Origin of the sequence: Halomonas sp. PGE1 (genome assembly GCF_013000985.1) — a bacterium.
GTDB classification, from domain to species: domain Bacteria; phylum Pseudomonadota; class Gammaproteobacteria; order Pseudomonadales; family Halomonadaceae; genus Halomonas; species Halomonas alkalicola.
Genome location: NZ_CP053032.1, coordinates 504,947 through 524,399, shown reverse-complemented (window position 1 = coordinate 524,399; position 19,453 = coordinate 504,947). Strand labels below are relative to the sequence as shown.

Sequence of the window (19,453 nt, the reverse complement as noted above, 5' to 3'; positions counted from 1 at the left end):
CGGGCTGTAGGCCGTCCAGATATAGTTTCTATCCGCGCGGCCCGGGCGGGCCGCGACGGGCGCCATCCCCCGCCTGCCGCCGTGCGGGAGCAGTTTCTATCCGCGCGGCCCGGGCGGGCCGCGACCAGATCGCGTTGCGTCTCGGGCGGCTGGTAGCGCTCGTTTCTATCCGCGCGGCCCGGGCGGGCCGCGACGGCCTGGTCGTGACCGCGCCCGATCGTGACGCCGCGTTTCTATCCGCGCGGCCCGGGCGGGCCGCGACCGCGACTATGCGGACTGGCTGGATCGCAACCAGAAGTTTCTATCCGCGCGGCCCGGGCGGGCCGCGACGACCACTCCGCCCAGCGCTCCTTGATCCGCTTGGCGTTTCTATCCGCGCGGCCCGGGCGGGCCGCGACAAGGGCGACTTCAAGGAGATCCTGTCGGCGCTCAGGTTTCTATCCGCGCGGCCCGGGCGGGCCGCGACCCGCCGATGGCAGCGAGGGCACGCCGTCCATGTGAGTTTCTATCCGCGCGGCCCGGGCGGGCCGCGACCTGAGGTTGTACTCGGGCTGCCAGGCATCGGAGAGGTTTCTATCCGCGCGGCCCGGGCGGGCCGCGACCGTTCTGCGGCGATGGCCACAGCACGACGCTCCTGGTTTCTATCCGCGCGGCCCGGGCGGGCCGCGACCGCAACAAGCACCATCATAATGGCAGCAAGTAGCTGTTTCTATCCGCGCGGCCCGGGCGGGCCGCGACGCGCGGTGGGCGCCCAGCGCCGTGGCCAGGGCGGAGTTTCTATCCGCGCGGCCCGGGCGGGCCGCGACGCGCCGGGGCCGGCTCGGGCGGCGCGGGGATGACGTTTCTATCCGCGCGGCCCGGGCGGGCCGCGACCAGTGCGGGCAGAAGACCCGCTTCGACGCCATGTTGTTTCTATCCGCGCGGCCCGGGCGGGCCGCGACGCGCTGAGGGTCGTGGTCCAGGCTGATCTGCTCAGAGTTTCTATCCGCGCGGCCCGGGCGGGCCGCGACGCCCTTGTTGTGGTTCAGCGGGTGGCTGGAGCTGTAGTTTCTATCCGCGCGGCCCGGGCGGGCCGCGACGCGCATATCTTCAAGAACTACATCCTGCAGTTCGTGTTTCTATCCGCGCGGCCCGGGCGGGCCGCGACTACCGGGGTGATGATCTACGGCTGGCGGGACACCGTGTTTCTATCCGCGCGGCCCGGGCGGGCCGCGACCCGCCAAGGCCACCGGCAGCATTGACGGCAGCAAGGTTTCTATCCGCGCGGCCCGGGCGGGCCGCGACCCCCCGGATCGGGGTCCGAGTGGCCGGTGGATATGTTTCTATCCGCGCGGCCCGGGCGGGCCGCGACCTGGGCGTGGTGGTGCGCTACAACGAGATCAGCAAAGTTTCTATCCGCGCGGCCCGGGCGGGCCGCGACCTGCTGGATACCGTCAAGGCCAGACTGGAGGATCGAGTTTCTATCCGCGCGGCCCGGGCGGGCCGCGACTCGGGATCATGTCGGTACCGCTGCGAAACACACCAGTTTCTATCCGCGCGGCCCGGGCGGGCCGCGACGCTGCGTCCACTTGGTCGTCATGCTTGCCGACAGGGTTTCTATCCGCGCGGCCCGGGCGGGCCGCGACGCCATGTGCAGTGCGGCTACAAGTGGTCGTTCAAGGTTTCTATCCGCGCGGCCCGGGCGGGCCGCGACCGGAGTACTTTCCACTAACGTCTGGTGTAGCACCAGTTTCTATCCGCGCGGCCCGGGCGGGCCGCGACAAGGGGAACATCATGAGCCTACCCACCAAGATCCTGTTTCTATCCGCGCGGCCCGGGCGGGCCGCGACGTTGCGGACAGACTCTACCACCAGTCCGACACGACTGTTTCTATCCGCGCGGCCCGGGCGGGCCGCGACTATAGCTCGGGGCATCATCCGGCATCCATAGGCCGTTTCTATCCGCGCGGCCCGGGCGGGCCGCGACGTTTTCAATCAGGACTGCCATGTATCACCTCTGCGTTTCTATCCGCGCGGCCCGGGCGGGCCGCGACATGATTGTGTATCATTGCTGTTCCGCAAAGAAATTGTTTCTATCCGCGCGGCCCGGGCGGGCCGCGACAACTCGCCGCCGGCCTCGTCCTCGATCGAGATGGTGTTTCTATCCGCGCGGCCCGGGCGGGCCGCGACGCGCTTTGCATAGGTTGTCCAGCGAGATGTATTCCTTGTTTCTATCCGCGCGGCCCGGGCGGGCCGCGACTTGCGCAGAGATTCCGCCATTTTTCTTGCCTTGTCGTTTCTATCCGCGCGGCCCGGGCGGGCCGCGACTGTTCCTTTATAACGCTTTGATGAGACGAGCAAAATAACCGTGGATCAGCGAAACAGATCTTCCATAAGGTTCTAATTTTCTACCAAACAGACCATCACTCAAGAACATCAATGAAAACATATTGTTAAAGAGCTGCGAACCCACCAGTGAAATGCGGGACGCTTAGGGTTCGCAAGACAACAGGAAAATCAGAAAACGAGGGGGCCGTTCATGTCCATGGCAGGCTTGGCACCGATATGTTCGATACGGTTCTTCCAGTTCCTGCCCAGGAAATAGAAACGCAGGCTATCGACTTCATCGTCGATCAGGTCGATCAACCGCTGCCGTAGGCGCACCCATTGGTCGGGATCGACCTCGATCTCGAACACCGAGAATTGCACTCGCTGCCCAACATCACGGCAGGCTTTCGCGACGCGACGCAGTCGACCCTCGCCACCTTCGGAAGAGGTACTGACATCGTAGCTGACCAGAACCATCATCGCCGCGCTCTCCTTAGCGACAAGTCATTTCCACAGGAAGGGTGGGTAGGCATCCAGATCACCACGCAGATGACGCGCCAGTAGTTGCGCCTGGAGCAGCGGCAACATCCCGATCGGGGCCTTCTCACCGACAAAGGCATGGTTGAGCTCCTCGCGCTTCCGCTCCTGATAGGCAGTCAGCACCGTCTTGCGCGCTTCATCGGTTAGTGCCACGCCGCCACTTTCGGCAACCGTGAAGTCCTTCTCCCGCAGCTGCCGACGATTGACCAGTGATAGTGCCAGGCGGTCTCCCAGCAGTGGCCTGAACTCCTCGGCAAGGTCCAGAGCAAGGCTGGGGCGCCCAGGACGATCCCGATGCAGAAACCCCACCGCCGGGTCCAGCCCCACGCTTTCCAGCGCCGAGCGACAGTCGTGCGTCAACAGAGTATAGAGAAACGACAGCAACGCATTGAGGCGATCACGCGGTGGGCGACGGTTGCGGCCGGTGAAGCGGAAGGCTTCTCCGTTGTGACGAACGAGGCTATCGAAAACGCTGAAATAGACCTGCGCGGCTTCACCCTCCAGGCCACGCAACCCATTCGTCGTGGGCTCACGCAGTAGGTCCCGCGCGATCCGGCCCAGGCGAGTCCGCACCCTTTCCAATCCTTCACGCTCGGACGGGTCCAGCTTGCTACCGTAGTCACGCAGCCCCCTGGAGATCACCGCGTGCTGATTGTGCACCTTGCCGATCAGCACGCCGCGGACGATAGCTGCACAGGCGGTTTCGTCATCGCTGGTGCGGTACTGGGTGCGCCTCAGCAGCACGTTGCCGGATACCGGCCCTTCGATACGCGCGAGGAACTTACCGTTAGGCGACAAGTGGGTAATGGTGACCCCTTGTTCGGCACAAAAGCCCATCAGCGGTGGCGATACCAGCACCCTGCCGAAGCACACCAGTGATTCGAGCATATGGATAGGTAGCCGCGCCCGCTCCTTGCCCTCTACATTCATGACCACGTTGGCTCCGTCCTTCTTGAGCCAGGCACCTTCGGTGGTGATATACAGCGTGTTGAGCTGACGGCGCATGCGATTCACTCATCAAGCGATTGCAGTTGACGCGCTAGCCAACGGCTCGCCGAGCGCTGCTTCCCCATTACTTGCGGTTGGCAGGCATCGATCAACGAGCAATGGTCACAGCGCTTGGGCTCATAGATGGCAGTTGGCGTACGGTTGTTATCGAAGAGCGCGCGAGTATCGGCGATGACGCGCAGGGTCAGTGCCCGCAATTCATCGTCGAACGCGACGGTCTTGCGCCGCCGCGTCTTGCCATAGTAGAGCGCGCCCTGCTCGATACTGACGTCCAGCATTTCTTCCAGGCACAACGCCTGGGCACAGAGCTGGACTTCATCGGCGCGATGGGCCTTGGGCCGGCCACGCTTGTACTCTATGGGCCGGACCCCTGTGGGTTGCTGGGACTCATCGAACTCGACCACATCGGCAACCCCGGTCAATCCCAGTGTTTCACTGGCCAGCGGAAGCGCCATGGCGGTATGAATGCCCCGCCGACGCTCATGCCCCAGATTATCAGCACGTTCATGGAGGATACGCCCTTCCGCCGTATAGCGGTTTTCCAACCACTGCTGTTCGAGGTGGATCAACGCACACTGGCGTGGACAGAACAGCATATGCTGCAGCGCCGAGAGCGGGATCAGGCGAACGTCATCCTCCATCCGGTTCACCTATAGCTTCTCGTCAACGCTGACCCCGGCCGGCAAGGCCTCGGCATCGATGGAGACGCGATAGTCGCTGTAGTGACGAGCCGGTGTATCTTCCTCGCCTTCGACACGCACGACTTTCACGCTGTCGAACAACCGGTGCGCCGGGGCATTGCCCATCGGGTGGTCATGCTTGAAGACGATCAGCTTGCGTGCCGACATCTCACCCCTGGCGGCCGAGCGGTCATGCTCGAACATATTGATCAGAGCGCGCCACAGCAGCTCGAGATCGTCTTCCGAGAAGCCGGTACGCTCGGCGAGCTTGGCCGATATGTAACCGTGCGCACGATAGAGGCCATAGGGAATAATGTGCTTGCGGCCCATGGTGCGCTCCTTCTCGAGGTCGCGCTCGTTGGTGACCGCCATGCGGGTGATCGAGACCTCCATCGGCACCACCGGGTCAATGGAGCTGGCAAAGGCCATCTGCACCGGGCCACGCACCTGCCCGGAGTTGACCTCGGTGGTCATCACCGCGCCGAAGGTGCGCACGTCGAAGAAATTCCGGCACATCCACTCTGTCAGCGCACGGGCCTTCTCCACCTCCTTGGGCAGCTTCTTCGGCTCGGGCTTGATGTCGAGCGCATCATAGGCCTTCTTGTGCTGGTTGTTGAGTACCGACTTTTCCTGCATATAGATGGCGTAGCCGGCGTCTTCTTCCTTCTCGAGGGCAACGTAGTTGCGGATCTTGCGCTTGAGGCAGACATCGGTCACCAGTCCCTGATTGGTCTCCGGGTCGAGCCTCGGCAGGTTGCCGGCATCCGGATCACCATTGGGATTGCCGTTGGTGACGTCGAACAGCAGCACGAATTCATAGCGATTGGCGATGGCACTCATTCTGACTCTCCCTACTCGTCTTCTGCGTTTTTATAGGCACTATCTTTCTTGGCAAAGCGGGCTTGCGACTGGTGATAATAACCTATCGCAAAACGCCCTTGGTCCTCGATGCGCAAGCTCCTGGGGAACCTGTCGCTCAAGCCGTCGATGATAGTGCCTATCTCGCCTTCGATCTTGTGTGCCAGCCCGCCCTTGTCCTTCTTGCGCATGTTCGACAAATGATGCTGTAAATTACGCAACAGCATGGGGAAGACGCTGGCCGGTGTCGCCGAGGCGGCACCGTAATAGCGATCACGAATGGTGGCATTCACCTCGTTACCTAGCGCGCCGCGCTGAGCACTTTCCAACTCGGCGAATAGCCTGCCAAGCAAATAGCCGGGGTGGGTGGAATGAGGATCGAGACTCACGGGCACCTCCTGAGTGGTTGAGTTCGAATGCACCGCGAGACGACCCTCTCGCGCGAGTACAGCCTTGCAGAGTGCAACTCGAATACCGCTGATTTTTCCGTCATTGCGGAATCTCATGACGATGTTATTGAGAAGTGAGCGCGGATAACGGGAGCCGGTAAGAATGGAACGCATCAACTCTCCGGCTAGTTGTGGTAGCACGTCCTCAGCTTTGGGCCTGTCGCCATGAATGGGTGCCGTCTGCAGTGCAAGCCGCCACGCTCCCGGCGTCATCCCCTTCCAGGGGGAAGGCTCAAGCGACATGTCCTGGTAGTGATGGGCATAATGCTGCGCCAGGTGCTCCAGACTATCGACATACCAGAAGCGCACCGATAGGCGCGCTGCGTTGGGCGCCAGTCCCAGCACGAAGAACTGGGTATCCGCTTCCAACATCGGATCGAGCTCTGCCAGGATGCGTCCCTCGGAGACCTGCTTCATCAAGGTGCCTAGCTTGGCGGCCTCCTGCTCATCGCTGGGCGGTTCGTTGAGCATGGCGAAAAAGCCCTCGGCAGCCTCGGCATGAGCCGTATCCCTGGCCTTGGCCCAGAACACCACCGTCGCATCGCCGATCTGCAAGCGCTGATGGTTATCGGTATCGCCTCGAAGCAAATGATTCAGCGCCGTCGAGTAGCCGAAGATGGCTGCCTTGGAGATCGAGGCGTTTTGATTCTTGCTGTAGCCGTATGACTCATAGGCATCGCTGTTGAATGAAACGAGCGAGGCACCAGACGACTGCGCGTCTCTGACACCACGGATTGCAGGATGAACGGTACCCAAGGGGGCGATGTCTCCGGTTATCAGGCACTGCCCCGACACCCCTTCGCCGCCTTCCAAGGCAGCTCCCCATAGCCGGCGCGCTTCCCGGTTCTCATGCAGATACTGCCGCTGGCCATCGAGCCGGAATATGACGTTAGTATCCAAGACCTCTTCGCTATATCCGGGTAACTCAGAGAGCTGCTCCGGCTGCCATTGATCCAGCAGTCTCAAAAAGGCCATCAGATCGGGATCATCGCTCTCGCCGAACAGCGCTAATTGGCGCGCCTTGAATGCCGCATGCTCATCGGCCAGACGCTTGCCTTCACCAGCAGTAACACCAAGGGAATAGGCGGTCTTGTCCCACAGCGGATAGGCGTGGATGCCCGAGGTACGCCGCTTGTCCACAGGTACCTGGCAAGGGCTTGGTCGAGGCTTCTTTCCGGAGGTATCGCGCAGATCGACGACCTGTAGCGGCTTCCCCTCCTGGGAAAAGATCAGGCAGAAGCTAACTTTCTCGCTGCTGAAGCCTGGCAGCGGCACCTTGTCTTCATCTGCCAGCCGCTGGTAGTAGTCATTGAGAGCCGTAAGGATCATGCCAGTGCCTCCTCGAAAGGCGGCACCTCAATCACGCCATCCTGCATCCTGGCGCGAAAGAAACGTGGCGTCTTGCCATTGGCGAAGTCGATATCGTGCAGCATATAGCCAAGATCACGCTCACCGCTCAAGCGGTCATCAATGGCTGGCACAGCGGCATCGGCTTCGATCAAAGCAAAACTAGCGGGGAACTCCCGTGTGCCTAGGCACGGCATATGGAAACACTGCCCTTGCCGAGCGCGGCGGTTGAAGATATCCAGATGCTTACCAGGCGTATCACTATCGTCGGCGCGCGAGGTGAACTCGAAGTGCGCTTCGATCACATAACCCACGTCACGCAAGATCGTGGCAGCACGCTGCTGACGGTTCTGGTCGACGAAGTAGGCCACATCATCGACACGCCCTGACTTCATCGCCTTGGAGACGGTGGAGGCTGGCAGCTTTCCTGCCACTTCGTTACGGCGCAATGACTCGAAACGGATCGGTTTCAGCACATGGATACGATCCACGCACCAGCGAATCGCCGGCTTCCAGTGTATTGCCTCCAGGATACCGCGTGCCGCCGACGGCGTAATCACATCGTAGGACACCCGTTCTGCTTTCATCTCAGGCCGCGTAAAACAGGCCCGCTCCCCCCAGATATGCAGACGAACTCCAAATGTCATGGCTGTATCCTTTATCAGATCCGCGCCCCGGCAGGACGGGGCGACATTTTACCTATTAATTTCCAAGGGAAAATTTCAACCCTCTCTCACTCATGGAAGCCAAGCTTTAATCCCTAATGCGGCTATGACCAAGCTGAGCAACGAGACAAGCCAAGATAGTTTGAAAGGGCACTGAAGCTCTAAAGTGACATATCCCCTCTGAATCTTGCACAGCAAGGACCAGTCACTTTGCTTACTCCCGTCACCATCTTCTGATGAGCTCATGGCAGTGCCCTCAGGCTTCTTGACAAAGCAAGCCTAGGACAAGGGCGCCAAAACTTCCAATTCTTTCCCTTGGAAATTACAAGATCAGGCTTTCAGCCCTCATAAACGTGGGCTCACTCCAGTTCAGCCCTAGCCGCCCGTCATAGAGATCCTCGTTAACCAGCATCATGAATTGCTCACCGAACTTGGCGGATTCTACGGCAACGATGGCCCCCACCCGTTCCAGCGCAGCGAAGCCCTGCTGCGGCACCTGCACCGTATAGGGCTGGAGCTCACGAGCGATGCCTCCCACCCCCTCGGCATAAGCCAACTTCCTCAGCGCATCCCGGGCCTTGTCATCGAAAGGGATGATCACGGCGCGCTGGTTGTTCTCAATCATTCGGAACTTCTGTTCAAGGGTATCGAAGGGCAGCCCTTCGATACGGCCATCTTCGACCAGCTTCAGCAAGCCATGCTTATCCAGCTCCTGGGGACCTTGTTGCCAGTACAGCAGCCGGAAATAGGCCTCTATCGCCGCCAACGACAGCGGATCGTCGCCGTGGTGCCTAAGCACTTCGATAGTGGCCTGTGCAAACTTCTTGAGCTCAGGCGGAGGTGCCCAGTCATCGTTGGCGGTGGCAAAGATGGCGACCTCACTGTCCGACGCACTGCGTCTGCCCTCACGGTTGCAGCGCCCGGCCGCCTGGGCAATGGAGTCCAGGCCAGCCTCAGCGCGCAATACACGGGGGAAGTCGACATCGACGCCAGCCTCTATTAGCGATGTCGATATGACTCGACAGGGCTCGCCAGCCTGGAGGACCTGACGTATCTCGGCTAGTACCCGGCGGCGATGCACGGCGCACATCGAAGTGGTGAGGTGATAGGCACCAGACCGATCCGCTATCGACTCGAACAGCGCCCGAGCATGGCGACGGTTATTGACGATGCACAGCACCTGATCGGTCACAAGCAGTTCGTCGCGCAGCGCCGTATCGTCCAGCGGGCCGATATGGCGCACGGTAACGCGCTTGAAATCGCGGTATAGTCGGTCCGGCTCCGGCGCCAGCTCCCGCAAGTCACGCAAACCACCGACGAAACTACGCTCGGGATCGTCGGTCTCGGCCAACGCCGGCTGGGTCGCGGTGCACAGCACGACGCTGGTGCGATAGTTCAACGCCAGTTCGTCCAAGGCCGCCACACTGGGCCGCAGCAGCGGCAAGGGCATGGTCTGCGCCTCGTCAAGGATCACCACGCTGCGCGCGATATTGTGCAGCTTGCGGCAGCGCGAGGTCTTGGCAGCAAACAGGCTCTCGAAGAACTGGACCGCCGTGGTGACGACGATCGGCGCATCCCAGTTCTCGCTGTCGCGGCGCAGCTTGTCGATGCTATGGTGGTCACGCGGGTTGCCAGCGTCGAAGGCGCTATGGTGCTCCAATACCGCCGTCTCGCCATGCTTCCCCAGGGCATCGCGAAACACCGCGGCGTTCTGCTCGACGATACTGGTAAATGGAATCACGTAGATCACCCGATCCATGCCGTGAGCGATGGCATGATCGAGAGCGAAGGCCAGCGAGGCCAGCGTCTTGCCGCCACCGGTCGGCACCGTCAACGTAAACCGTCCAGGCGACAGCTCGGCTTGGGAACGTACATGGGAGAGAATCTCGCTACGCAGGCGATTGACGTCGCTATCTGCCGTGAAGGTGGCCAGACGCTGATTCAGGGCATCACGCAGCAAGTCCAGCGACGGCCCGCCACCACGCGCGTAGGGCACGCCTTTTTCATGCACGGCATAGAAGGCCTCGGTATCGACAAAGTCGGCATCGACCAGGCAGGAAAACAACATCCTCGTTAGAAAGGCATACTGGAAGAAGGCCCTGTCGCGGCGCTGTTGAAAGTGGGCCGGAGGCAACAGATTGCGGGGAAGGGCTATCTCTTGCTGCCATACTGGATCGAGTGGCGGCAAGTCTGCTTCCAGACGGTTCTTCAGTGGCGTGCGCTCCCCCATATCCCGACCATTGGCCAGCCCCGCATGGTGACCCGCGATAAGGTAGGCCAACAGGTAGCCTACCTGAGGAAATGTCTCGATGGCGATATGCGCGCCGGCCGTGGAGTGATCCACGCGCTCCGGCGAGCCCTCCAGGCGTCTTTGGAAGGGAGCCGTGTACTTGCCGATATCATGGAGTAAGCCGGCGGCCTCACCCCAAGGGCCTGCACCAAAGCGGGCTGCTCGCTCCCCAGCCAATTCCCCTACAGCAATCAAGTGGCTGGCCAATGTCTGCCAGTCCGACTTGTTTCCCTCCGAAGTCGAATGTGCGTAGAACATGCGTTCCTGCCTGCATTCCAGTTCCTGAATTCAGATTCTTCTATTCAACCTAAGCATCCTGAAGCCTTCTTTGCCAGCTATTTCTAAAAGAAAGGTCATTGGCCAGACTCAAGCTGCTTCATATCTGATTTTCGCTGGGGACGATGATGTGATCGCGATAACTGATTGAAATACCACGACTTCGCTGGGCTGTCTGAGCCGCGAATTCGAGAAGCCTACATGAGTGGCGAGGCCGCCGGCAGCTCGATCGGATAGCTAGCAATCTCGCAACCGAGACTCATGCGAGCTCGCGAGCAGCCACGAAAAGCCCCCGCAGGGTGCGGGGGCGAAGGACGCGGTTCGGCCGGACATGCCGAGGGGACGGGGGGAACCTGGGCCGGCCGCGTCGGGGAACACCATACATCGGGACCGGGCCTGGGCCCGGTCCGCGAGCCTTACGACTCGACCTTCTCCTGAACGCGCTGCATCAGCTCGGGGTCCTGCTGAACGGCCATGCCGATGGCGTTGAAGGTATCCACGTCGAGACCACTCTCCTCGACTGCCTCGACCATCTTGTCGTTGGCCTCCATCTGCACTTCCTGCTGGGCGGCCTCGTCCTCGGCGGCCTGCAGGCGCCCGGTGTACTCCTCGGAGATCACGACGATCTCCTGGGAGACCTCCGCAAACTGCTCGAGCTGCTCATCGGAGAAATCCGTCGCCGGGGCCGCGGCCTGGGGCTGCTCGGGAGCGGCGGCCGGATCCTGCTGGGCGTGGGCGGTGGCCGACATCAGGCCGGCGCTGAGCAGGGCGGCGGAAAAAAGGGCTGTCATCCGTTTCATTGATACCTCCAGAGAATCACCCCAGGGGGGCGTTACGTGCATGTGCCCCCTGTGACGACACTCACCCACTCGCGTTCAACATTTTCCGGTAACCCTTGGTAACAGGTTGATTCATCAGGTGTCAGGCCGCGGTTCCCCTCGCCTCGGCATCCAGCCGCTGGGCGGTCTGGTCCACCGCACGCAGCCAGATCAGCAGCAGCGCCCCCAGGGCCACGAAGCCGCCGGCCAGCCACAGGCCGGTGTAGTAGTGGCCGGTGGCCTCGGCGAGCATGCCGGTGAGCGCCGGGGCGACGATCTGCGCCACGCCGTAGGCCAGCGTCATGCGCCCCATCATCCGCGCCGGGCTCTGGGGGTAGAGCCGGCCGGCCATGGTCAGCACCAGGCTCACACAGCCGAGGAAGGTGCCGCCGTAGAGCACGGCGCTGATCAGCACGCCGGCCAGGCTAGAGGTGAGCGCCGGCAGCACGATGCCCACCACCTGCAGGGCCATGGCCGCGATCAGCGCGCCCAGGTAACCGAAGCGCCGGGCGATCAGGTCCCACACCATCACCGCGGGGGCGGCGGCCAGGCCCACCAGGGCGAAGGTCCAGTTGCCGGCGCCGGCCAGCAGCGGCTCGCGCTCCACGATGGCCACGATGAAGGTGGCGCTGATCACGTAGCCGTAGCCGGCGCAGAAGTAGGCGGCCAGCATCAGCCGCATAAAGGTGCGGCTGCGCGGTATGGCCGCGGGCGCGGCACTCGCGGCGGCGCCTTCTACAGGCTTCGTCGGTCGCGGCAGCCAGCGCCAGGCAGGCACCAGCAGCGCCGCGGCCAAGGCGGTGAAGCCCCACCACTGGGCCTGCCAGTCGAAGGAAAGGCGCAGCATCAGCTCCACCGCCAGGGCAGCCACCAGCATGCCGAGCCCCACCCCGGCGAAGTGGATGCCCAGCTCGCCGCGCTGCCGGTGGCTGATCAGCCAGTGCAGGATCAGCCCCGAGGCCAGCAGCATGGCACCGCTGCTTGAGAAACCGGCCACGAAGCGCATGGCCGCCCACAGCCAGAAGCTGTCCGCGAGGGCCATGCCGGCGGTGGAGAGCACCGCCAGCACCAGGGTGAGGCGGTAGAGGGTGTCCTTGAGCCGGATGCTGTGGATGGAGGCCGCGGTGAGCGCCCCCAGCATGTAGCCGGCGTAATTGAGCGCGGCCAGCCAGCCGCCCTGGGCGTCGGAGAGCCAGGCCTGCTGCTGCATCACCGGCAGCAGCGGCGTATAGGCGAAGCGTGCCACGCCGATGCAGAGCAGCTGGCTGAATACCCCGGCCAGCAGTACCCGATAGCGCGGGGAGAGAAATCCCGGGGAAGGCACCCCGAGTGAGGATGACGAAGGCGTGGCCATGCCTGGCGCTCCTGAGATCCGTGTTGTTGTGTCGTTATGACGCTAAGGGTTCTACCTTAACCCGACTCGCCACACACCACCCCCCCGACGAAAGCCAAGGAAGAGCCCCTCAGCATGCCGTCGCCGAATACCGACATATCGCTGCCACATTGTCGGCATAACTTGCTACTCTCGTGCTCTGATCACCCCCAACAGGAGAGTGCCCCCATGTGGGACGACCGCTACAGCACGGATGACTACGTCTACGGCACCGAACCCAACGACTTCCTGCGCGAACAGGCCGACCTGATCGGCGAGGCGCCCAAGCGGGTGCTCTGCCTGGCAGACGGCGAGGGGCGCAACGGGGTCTACCTGGCGGGGCTGGGCCACTGGGTGACCTCGGTGGATGCCTCCTCGGTGGGTCTGCGCAAGGCCGCCCATCTGGCCGAGGAGAAGGGCGTGGCCATCACCACCCTGAATGCCGACCTCACCGAGCACGAGTTCCTGCCGGAGAGCTTCGATGCGGTGGTGTCGATCTTCTGCCACGTGCCGGCGGCGGGCCGCCCTCACCTGCACCGCCAGGTGCTCCGCGCCCTCAAGCCCGGCGGCGTGCTGATCCTCGAGGCCTACACCCCGGACCAGGTGCCCCGCGACACCGGCGGCCCGGACACCCCGGACCGCACGCCCACCGCCGCCGAGCTCGACGCGGCCTTCGCCGAGATGGAGATCGCGCTCAGCCGCGAGTGCGAGCGCGAGGTGGTGGAGGGCCGCGGCCATACTGGCCTGGGCGCCGTGGTGCAGTTCATCGCCCGCAAGCGCTGAGAACGAGGAACCCCGTGATGACGCTTTTCTCCCGCCTTCAGGACGTCGGCTCCCCCGCCATCGGCCTGGGCTGCATGAACCTCTCCCACGGCTACGGCCAACCGGTGCCCGAGGCGGAGGCGCTGCGCGCCCTGGATGCCGCCTTCGACATGGGCTATCGCCACTTCGATACCGCCACCCTCTACGGCGCCACCGCCAACGAGCGGCTGGTCGGCAAGGCCCTCTCCGCCAAGCGCGGCGAGATCCTGCTGGCCAGCAAGTGCGGCATGGCCATGGACCCCGAGCAGGGCAGGAAGGTGATCGACGGCCGTCCGGCCACCCTGCGCCGCCAGTGCGAGGAGAGCCTCGAACGCCTGGGCACCGACCATATCGATCTCTACTACCTGCACCGCTGGGACCGCCAGGTGCCCATCGAGGAGAGCGTGGGGGAGCTGGGCCGCCTGGTAGCAGAGGGCAAGATCGGCGCCGTGGGGCTCTCCGAGGTCTCGGCGGCCACCCTGCGTCGGGCCCAGGCCGAGCATCCCATCGCCGCGGTGCAGTCGGAGTACTCGCTGTGGACCCGCAACCCGGAGATCGCAGTGATCGAGGCGTGCCGCGAGGCGGACACCGCCTTCGTGGCCTTCAGCCCCCTGGGGCGCGGCTTCCTGGCCGGAGCGATCCAGGCCGACACCCCGCTGGCGGAGGGCGACGTGCGGCGCGGCATGCCGCGCTTCAGCGCCGAGAACCTGCCCCGCAACCTGTCGCAGCTGGCCGAGCCCCAGGCGGTGGCGAGGGAGCACGAGGTCACCACCGGCCAGTTGGCCCTGGCCTGGCTGCGCGCCAAGGGCGACGACATCCTGCCGATCCCCGGCACCCGCTCGGTGGCCCACATGCGCGAGAACCTGGCCGCGGACGGCCTGCGCCTGGCGCCGGCCACCGTCGCGCGGCTGGACGCGATGCTGACCCCGGACCGGGTCGCGGGGGAGCGCTACGGCGAGGCGCTGCAGGCCGAGATCGATACCGAGGCGTTCCCGTAACGCCCGCGTCTCACCGGGCCGGCAGCAGCGCCTCGCTCGACTGGCCCAGCAGGCGCTTGAGCAGTGGCGATTCGAAGCGTCGGCGAATGGTGATGGCGTAGAACTCCTCGAAGACCCCGGGAAGCGCGCCGAAATCGGTCAGCGTGCCCGCCCGCAGCTCGTCGCGCACCACCACCGGCGGCATCACCGCCAGGTGGCAGGTGTCGCGGGCCAGCAGGCGCATCATGGCCATGTCGTCCACCTCGGCGATGATGTTGGGCGCCAGGCGATGGTAGTCGCACAGCTGTTCGAAGGCATGGCGCACGGTGCTGTCGGGGCCGGGCACGATCAGGCCGCGCCCGCGCAGCCCGTCGGGAAACGTCGGCAACGGGGCGAGGCTCGACGCCCCGATGATGCTGACGGGCTGGCGCGCCAGCCGCTGCGAGCGCCACGGATGCTGGTCATCGCCCCGCACGGGCTGGTTGGCCAGCACCACATCCAGCCGGTGGGCGGAGAGGCGACGCAGCAGCTCATCCAGGCCGCCGCTCTGCAGGCTCAGCTCCAGGTCCTCGCGGTCGAGCAGCGGGCGCAGGAACTCCTCCTGGAAGTTGCGCGACAGCGTCCCCACGGCCCCCACCCGGATCACCTCGCGCAGCGCCTGGCCGCCCTCGCTGAACAGCGCGGCCAGCTCCTCCCCCTGGCGGAAGATGGCGTTGGCATAGTCGAACGCCAGCCGGCCGGCCTCGGTGAGGCGCAGCCGGCGCCCCTCCCGCACGAACAGCGGCTGTCCCAGGCGCTCCTCCAGCTGGCGGATCTGGTGGGAGAGGGAGGACTGCGATACGTGCAGGGCCTCGGCGGTGCGGGTCAGGTGGCCCGACCGGGCGACCTGCCAGAAGTAGTAGAGATGGTGGTAGTTGAGCTTCATCCCCGGCCTCGATGCCGTGCGGCGATGTCTGCGGATATCTTCTTTTTAAACGAACAATAGCTTCTTTATAAACTATTTTTTCATCATACCGATAGGGTCATAGTACGGCGGATGTCTCGCAAAGGAGCCGTACCATGACGACCCTGCTTCAGATGGTGGTCCATGCGTCGCTGGCGGTCTGGCTGGCGCTGCCGGTTGCGCTGCTGGTCCTGGCCGGCTGGTGCATCCGCCTGGCCGCCCCCGAACGCCAGCAGCGCTGCTGGCGGATCGGCCAGACTCTGATGGCCGGCAGCTTCCTCGCCAGCGCGCTGATCGGCGGCCTGCTGGTGGCCGACGCCGCCGGGGTGGCCACGGGACTGCCCGAAGCCGCCGCGCCCCTGGGCCTCTATCCCGACGGCCTGGCGGTGTGGATGGCGCTGCTGATCAGCTTCCTCGGCGGGGTGCTGCTGCGCTTCGCCGATGGCTACCTCCAGGGCGACGCGGGGCGCGCCCGCTTCCTGCCCTGGTGCCTGGTCGTGCTGGCCAGCGTCATGCTGCTGGTGTTTACCCATCACCTGCTGGTGATGCTGGTGGCCTGGGTCGGCGTCAGCCTGGCGCTGCACCACCTGCTGACCCTCTACCCGGAGCGCGTCGAGGCGCAGCGTGCCGCCTGGCAGAAGTTCGCCGTGAGTCGCCTGGGCGACCTCGCCCTGCTGGCAGCGGTGCTGCTGATCTACCACCACTACGGCAGCTTCGAACTGCCGGTGCTGCTGGCCGCCGCCGAGGCTTCGACCGGCGAAGGGTGGGCGCTGCCGGCCGCCTCGGTGGCCCTGGCGCTGGCGGCGCTGTGCAAGTGCGCGCAGCTGCCGCTGCACGGCTGGCTGATGAAGGTGATGGAGGCGCCGACCCCGGTCTCGGCGCTGCTGCACGCCGGCGTGATCAACCTGGGCGGTTTCATCTGGCTGCGCCTCTACCCGCTGTTCGATGGCCTGACCCCCGGGCACCTGCTGCTGATCGCCATCGGCGGCACCACGGCCATCGTGGCGGTGCTGACCATGCTCACCCAGGCCTCGGTCAAGCACGCCCTGGCGTGGTCCACCTGTGCCCAGATGGGCTTCATGCTGTTCGAGATCGGCCTGGGCGCCTATACCCTGGCGCTGGTGCACCTGCTCGCCCACTCCCTCTACAAGGCCCACTCCTTCCTCGCCAGCGGCCGCACGGTGCACGCGGCACGCTGCTCGCGACTGACCCCGGCCCCCTCACGGGAGCGCCTGCTCATGGCCGGCCTGGCGGGCGGCATGGCGGGCGGGGTGCTGCTGGCCTGGCCGGGGCTGGTCAGCCACAACCCGGTGCTCGGTGCGCTGCTGGTGCTGGCCGTGGGCGCGGCCCTGCTGGGCATGCCGGCGGGTCTCGGCCTGCGCCAGCGCCTGACCCTGGCCGCCATGGCCCTGGCCCTGGTGCCGCTCTATGCGCTGCTGCACGCCCTTATCTCGCCGGCACTGCCGCTGGCGGCGGAGCCGCTGAGCCCGGCATCGGCCCTGCTCGGCACCGCGGTGCTGGTGGCGCTGGTCGGCCTGGCCCTGGCGGTCACGCTGCGCCCCCATCACCCCGCCGTAGCCCGCTGGCGGATCCACTTCCGCCAGGGCCTCTACGCCCACCTGCCGCTGGAGCGCAGCATCGATCACCTGATGCGCCAGCGCCTCTCGGCCACCCGCCGGGTCGATACCGTCACCGTCAGAGGAGAGTGGTCATGACCGCCGTTGCCCCCGCTGCCAAGCCGAACGTGACCGAGGCACACCACCAGGCCCTGGCCCGTGCCACCGAGTGCATCGCCCCCACCTGGCCACTCGACCGCTGGATCGCCGTCAACCCCTGGTGGGGCCTGCGGGACCTGCCCATCGAGGAGGCGGAGGAGCGCCTCGCCGGGCGGGCGGGCGTCACCCTGACCATGCCGGCTGCCTTCTATCGTCAGGCCTGGGAGAGCGGGCGCATCCGCCCCGAGGACCTGCGCGAGGCCATCGCGCTGTGCGATTCGCCACTTGAGGAGGCATCGCTGACGTCACGGCTGGAACGGCCCGACCCCCCGCCACGGCAGCGGGCAAGCGCCTGGGAGCTGGCCGCCCGGGATGCCGGCCATGTCCAGTCGACGGGCCACGACCCCTTCGAGCCGGTCGCCGAGCTGTGCGCCGGCTATTTCGATCACCACCAGCAGCGCTGGACCGCCGAGGCGGACGAGACCCTCTACGGCTGGTGGAGGACCCAGACCCGCCACGACCGGCGGATGAACGCCGCGCGGCGCCGTCGCGTCGAGACGCTGCCCCCGGACGCGACGGACGCGCGGGCGGTACTGCTCGAGGCGCTGGCGCTGTCACCCGAAGGCCTGGAGGCGCTGGCCCATGCCCTGCTGCTGCGGGTCAACGGCTGGGCCTCGTGGTGCCAGGGGCTGGCCTGGCACACGCCGGACGCCGCTCGCCACGCCGGCATCGATGAACTGATGGTGGTGCTGCTGGCCTGGGAGTGGCTGGGCCTCGACGCGCTGGAGGCGCCGGGCCGCCGCCGCTGGCAGGCGCAGTGGGAATCGTCTCCCCCTTCCCGAGCCGACCGGGCCGAACTCTGGTGCTGGCAATGCGCCTTCGAGCTGGGCTACCAGCGCCGCCTGTCGGCGGCCCTGGCCCGGCCCCCGTCACCGCGACAGGAGCCGGCACAGGTGCAGGCGGCCTTCTGCATCGATGTCCGCTCCGAGCGGCTGCGGCGTCATCTCGAGGGGGCCTCGCCCGAGATGGCCACCCTGGGCGTGGCGGGATTCTTCGGCATGCCGATCACCCATGTCGCTGCCGGGCCCGAACGCGCCCTGCCCCGGGTGCCCGGGCTGCTGACGCCAGGCTACCGCACCGAGGAAGCACCGCCGCTGGCCCCGCTTCACCGCCGCCGCTACCGGCAGGAGGCCAGGCGCCAGAGCGTCCGCCATGCCAAGTACCATGCGCTGTCGACCTTCACCCTGGTCGAGACCACCGGCCTGGCCTGGGGCTGGAAGCTGCTGAAGGACAGCCGCCGCCGCCCGGCGCCGGCGACGGCCACGCCCTCCCTGGAGGGGCCCTTCCACGCCTATGGTGGCGAGCCGCTCGCGCTGGAGGAGCGCGTCGCGCTGGCCCGGGGGCTGCTCGACAGCCTGGGACCGGGAGCCGTCGTGGCGCCGCTGCTGGTGCTCGTGGGGCATGACTCGGCGAGCGACAACAACCCGCATCACGCCGGGCTCACCTGTGGCGCCTGCGGCGGCCAGGGGGGCGGGGTGAATGCCCGGCTCGCCGCACGGCTGCTCAACGACCGCGAGGTGCGCCGGGGCCTGGCGGAACGTGGCGTCGCCCTGCCCGCCACCACCCATGTGCTGGCCGCCACCCACTGCACCCTGACCGACCGCGTCACCCTGCTGGACACCGATGCCGTACCGGAGGCGCTGGCACCCCTGCTGGGGCGCTTCGAGCAGGCCCTGGAGCGAGCCGGACAGGCGACCCGCGAGGAGCGCGCGACGGCACTGGGCGTGGCGGCGACCGGCGATGAGGAGCGCCTTGCGGCGCTGCGGCAGCGCGGCGGCGACTGGTCGCAGCCGCGCCCCGAGTGGGGGCTGGCCAACAACGCCGCCCTGCTGCTGGCCCCCCGCGCGGTAAGCCGGGGCCTCGACCTGGAGGGACGGGTCTTCCTGCACGAGTATGACCCGCAGCGCGATCCCGACGGCCGAATGCTGGAGGCGCTGATGACCGCCCCCATGCTGGTGGCAAGCTGGATCAACCTGCAGTACTTCGCCTCGGTCGTCGCCCCCTCGCTCTACGGCGCCGGCAACAAGCTGCTGCATTCGGTGGTGGGGGGCCATGTCGGGGTGATCGAGGGCAACTCGCCGCAGCTGCGCATCGGCCTGCCGCTGCAGTCCCTGCACGACGGCACGGCGTGGCGCCACGAGCCGCAGCGACTGACGGTGGTGGTCGATGCCCCGCGGGAGCGGATCGAGGCGGTGCTGGCGCGCCAGGCTGACGTGGCCCGGCTGGTCGACCATGGCTGGCTCTGGCTGTGCCGGCGCACCGACGCCGGGCTGGAGCGATATCGGTCGGGCCGATGGGTGGCGACCTGAGCCGCCCGGCGCCTGCCGAGTGCCGAGGGGCCGGGAGGG

At 65.7% G+C, this 19,453-nt stretch carries 14 protein-coding genes and 1 CRISPR repeat array (1 of these 15 only partly in view); of the genes, 4 read left to right on the top strand and 10 right to left on the bottom strand.

From position 1 onward, the window contains the following. Window positions 1-2,306: a CRISPR direct-repeat array (repeat unit 33 nt; unit sequence GTTTCTATCCGCGCGGCCCGGGCGGGCCGCGAC) (it extends 1,198 nt beyond the left edge of the window). Between the two features lie 189 nt (window positions 2,307-2,495). From cas2 to HIR79_RS02470, 9 genes are all read right to left on the bottom strand, one after another. Next, window positions 2,496-2,786: a CRISPR-associated endonuclease Cas2 gene (gene cas2 / locus HIR79_RS02510; protein ID WP_169956561.1), complete on the bottom strand. Its 291-nt coding sequence runs from the start codon at window positions 2,784-2,786 to the stop codon at window positions 2,496-2,498. 24 nt (window positions 2,787-2,810) lie between these two features. Continuing rightward, complete coding sequence (gene cas1c / locus HIR79_RS02505) at window positions 2,811-3,851, bottom strand: type I-C CRISPR-associated endonuclease Cas1c (RefSeq protein ID WP_169956560.1); 1,041 nt, start codon at window positions 3,849-3,851, stop codon at window positions 2,811-2,813. Window positions 3,852-3,856: 5 nt separating this feature from the next. Then, window positions 3,857-4,495, bottom strand: coding sequence for a CRISPR-associated protein Cas4 (cas4, locus tag HIR79_RS02500; RefSeq protein WP_169956559.1), 639 nt, complete (start codon window positions 4,493-4,495; stop codon window positions 3,857-3,859). Window positions 4,496-4,504: 9 nt separating this feature from the next. After that, window positions 4,505-5,374: a type I-C CRISPR-associated protein Cas7/Csd2 gene (cas7c, locus tag HIR79_RS02495; protein WP_169956558.1), complete on the bottom strand. Its 870-nt coding sequence runs from the start codon at window positions 5,372-5,374 to the stop codon at window positions 4,505-4,507. Window positions 5,375-5,385: 11 nt separating this feature from the next. Continuing rightward, window positions 5,386-7,170 (bottom strand): type I-C CRISPR-associated protein Cas8c/Csd1, encoded by a 1,785-nt coding sequence (gene cas8c / locus HIR79_RS02490; protein WP_169956557.1) that lies wholly within the window; start codon window positions 7,168-7,170, stop codon window positions 5,386-5,388. Beyond that, window positions 7,167-7,835: a type I-C CRISPR-associated protein Cas5c gene (gene cas5c / locus HIR79_RS02485; protein WP_169956556.1), complete on the bottom strand. Its 669-nt coding sequence runs from the start codon at window positions 7,833-7,835 to the stop codon at window positions 7,167-7,169. Before cas5c ends, cas8c begins: the two co-directional genes overlap by 4 nt. 340 nt (window positions 7,836-8,175) lie before the next feature. Further along, entirely contained in the window at window positions 8,176-10,401 is a 2,226-nt protein-coding gene (locus tag HIR79_RS02480) for a CRISPR-associated endonuclease Cas3'' (RefSeq protein ID WP_169956555.1), read from the bottom strand. Window positions 10,402-10,835: 434 nt separating this feature from the next. Then, complete coding sequence (locus HIR79_RS02475; RefSeq protein WP_169956554.1) at window positions 10,836-11,219, bottom strand: DUF4168 domain-containing protein; 384 nt, start codon at window positions 11,217-11,219, stop codon at window positions 10,836-10,838. 121 nt (window positions 11,220-11,340) lie between these two features. Further along, window positions 11,341-12,591, bottom strand: a complete 1,251-nt coding sequence (locus tag HIR79_RS02470) for a YbfB/YjiJ family MFS transporter (RefSeq protein ID WP_119021345.1) — start codon at window positions 12,589-12,591, stop codon at window positions 11,341-11,343. A 207-nt stretch (window positions 12,592-12,798) separates the two neighbouring features. Between HIR79_RS02470 and HIR79_RS02465 the strand changes: the two genes are divergently transcribed. Together HIR79_RS02465 and HIR79_RS02460 are read left to right on the top strand one after the other, a co-directional pair. Beyond that, window positions 12,799-13,392, top strand: coding sequence for an SAM-dependent methyltransferase (locus tag HIR79_RS02465; protein WP_169956553.1), 594 nt, complete (start codon window positions 12,799-12,801; stop codon window positions 13,390-13,392). Between the two features lie 17 nt (window positions 13,393-13,409). After that, complete coding sequence (locus HIR79_RS02460; RefSeq protein WP_249322232.1) at window positions 13,410-14,408, top strand: aldo/keto reductase; 999 nt, start codon at window positions 13,410-13,412, stop codon at window positions 14,406-14,408. Window positions 14,409-14,418: 10 nt separating this feature from the next. Here the strand turns inward: HIR79_RS02460 and HIR79_RS02455 are convergent, their stop codons facing one another. Beyond that, entirely contained in the window at window positions 14,419-15,312 is an 894-nt protein-coding gene (locus HIR79_RS02455; protein WP_169956552.1) for a LysR family transcriptional regulator, read from the bottom strand. A gap of 134 nt (window positions 15,313-15,446) precedes the next feature. Here HIR79_RS02455 and HIR79_RS02450 point away from each other — a divergent pair, with 134 nt between their 5' ends. Further along, window positions 15,447-17,045: an NADH-quinone oxidoreductase subunit L gene (locus HIR79_RS02450; RefSeq protein WP_169956551.1), complete on the top strand. Its 1,599-nt coding sequence runs from the start codon at window positions 15,447-15,449 to the stop codon at window positions 17,043-17,045. Beyond that, window positions 17,042-19,414, top strand: a complete 2,373-nt coding sequence (locus tag HIR79_RS02445) for a putative inorganic carbon transporter subunit DabA (protein WP_169956550.1) — start codon at window positions 17,042-17,044, stop codon at window positions 19,412-19,414. Before HIR79_RS02450 ends, HIR79_RS02445 begins: the two co-directional genes overlap by 4 nt. Window positions 19,415-19,453: the final 39 nt, after the last annotated feature.

What these genes read in the sequence shown, in the direction of transcription:
- cas2 (WP_169956561.1), bottom strand. Translation starts at nt 2,786, where the DNA reads ATGATGGTTCTGGTCAGCTACGATGTCAGTACCTCTTCCGAAGGTGGC.
- HIR79_RS02455 (WP_169956552.1), bottom strand. Translation starts at nt 15,312, where the DNA reads ATGAAGCTCAACTACCACCATCTCTACTACTTCTGGCAGGTCGCCCGG.
- HIR79_RS02450 (WP_169956551.1), top strand. Translation starts at nt 15,447, where the DNA reads ATGACGACCCTGCTTCAGATGGTGGTCCATGCGTCGCTGGCGGTCTGG.
- HIR79_RS02460 (WP_249322232.1), top strand. Translation starts at nt 13,410, where the DNA reads ATGACGCTTTTCTCCCGCCTTCAGGACGTCGGCTCCCCCGCCATCGGC.
- cas7c (WP_169956558.1), bottom strand. Translation starts at nt 5,374, where the DNA reads ATGAGTGCCATCGCCAATCGCTATGAATTCGTGCTGCTGTTCGACGTC.
- cas8c (WP_169956557.1), bottom strand. Translation starts at nt 7,170, where the DNA reads ATGATCCTTACGGCTCTCAATGACTACTACCAGCGGCTGGCAGATGAA.
- cas4 (WP_169956559.1), bottom strand. Translation starts at nt 4,495, where the DNA reads ATGGAGGATGACGTTCGCCTGATCCCGCTCTCGGCGCTGCAGCATATG.
- HIR79_RS02445 (WP_169956550.1), top strand. Translation starts at nt 17,042, where the DNA reads ATGACCGCCGTTGCCCCCGCTGCCAAGCCGAACGTGACCGAGGCACAC.
- HIR79_RS02465 (WP_169956553.1), top strand. Translation starts at nt 12,799, where the DNA reads ATGTGGGACGACCGCTACAGCACGGATGACTACGTCTACGGCACCGAA.
- cas1c (WP_169956560.1), bottom strand. Translation starts at nt 3,851, where the DNA reads ATGCGCCGTCAGCTCAACACGCTGTATATCACCACCGAAGGTGCCTGG.
- HIR79_RS02475 (WP_169956554.1), bottom strand. Translation starts at nt 11,219, where the DNA reads ATGAAACGGATGACAGCCCTTTTTTCCGCCGCCCTGCTCAGCGCCGGC.
- HIR79_RS02480 (WP_169956555.1), bottom strand. Translation starts at nt 10,401, where the DNA reads ATGTTCTACGCACATTCGACTTCGGAGGGAAACAAGTCGGACTGGCAG.
- cas5c (WP_169956556.1), bottom strand. Translation starts at nt 7,835, where the DNA reads ATGACATTTGGAGTTCGTCTGCATATCTGGGGGGAGCGGGCCTGTTTT.
- HIR79_RS02470 (WP_119021345.1), bottom strand. Translation starts at nt 12,591, where the DNA reads ATGGCCACGCCTTCGTCATCCTCACTCGGGGTGCCTTCCCCGGGATTT.